A 1,112-nucleotide genomic window follows, 5' to 3' on the forward strand; every position below is an offset into this window, starting at 1 on the left:
TTTAATCAATAATGGTGCAGATCCTAATGCAACAGATAAATTACTGGGAGACACTGCTTTACACAACACAAAATCTATAAAAATAGCAAAACTCCTAATCGATAATAATGCTGATCTTACCATTAAGAATGTATACGGTGAGAATCCTTATAATTGTGCTATGAGACGTGGAAATTATGCAATAGCAGGGGTTATAAAAGAGGAAATGGAAAAAAAGGGCTTAAATACTACTGAAAAAAGTACCCCTACAAAATTAAGCAAAAAGATAAAAGAATTCTTCAGCAAAATATTCGGCAACTAAGTACTTCGCACTGTCACAAGTCATCGATTCCTACAATATTACTACCATCATTGTGAGTGTACTTCGCACTGTCATTGGCTAACTACCATTCCAGCGATACTACTATTATTGCGAGGGTATTTCGCACTGTCATTGCGGGATGGCTTAGCTACAATCATACTGTCAATTATTTTTCTTTAAGGTGCTTGCTTAGAAAATGTTAAAATACACTAATAAAGAATGTCATTGCGAGGTGACAGAGTCACTTTTTTAAGTCATCAATCATTCTAATAACATGCACTGTCATTGCGAGCCTGCAACGCAGGCGTGGCAATCCATCTGGTGAACATTGGAAAGATTACCACGGTGACACAGTCACCTTTTTAAATTCTATAAATACTGCAAACATTAGAAATCTATTACCAATCATTAAATATTCTTCTAGGCAAGCACCATCTTTAATATGCAAGAATCATTAATACTGAGTTTGTGCCTCTGGCACCGTGGCAATCTCACCATACGACCCAACAAACTATAATACTTAAATTAAATTATTTCTAATCACCAGTTAATGAAGTAGAATAAATATAAGAATTATTTATAATTTTGTCTGGAAATTGAGAGATGGATAGGATAAAAAGCCTTTTTAACAGCAAAAAGTTTAGATTAACCGTTTTATTTTTAATAATTTTACTTGGTTTCTTCATAAGAATGACTGGTTTATATAAATTAGGCGGGTTTTGGGTTGATGAATCGACCAGTTTTTACGTTGCGAATCAATCTTCTCCTTTTGAGATATTGAACAGGCTTTATAATAGAGACGCTCATGCCC

General features: G+C 34.2%; 2 pseudogenes (1 of these 2 cut by a window edge). Both read left to right on the top strand.

The annotated features are described in order from the left end of the window. A pseudogene (locus A2255_00150) lies at positions 1-301 on the top strand (hypothetical protein) (it extends 452 nt beyond the left edge of the window). Positions 302-904: 603 nt separating this feature from the next. Further along, a pseudogene (locus tag A2255_00155) lies at positions 905-1,112 on the top strand (hypothetical protein).

Source organism: Candidatus Melainabacteria bacterium RIFOXYA2_FULL_32_9, from assembly GCA_001784615.1.
Taxonomy (GTDB): Bacteria; Cyanobacteriota; Vampirovibrionia; order Gastranaerophilales; family UBA9579; genus UBA9579.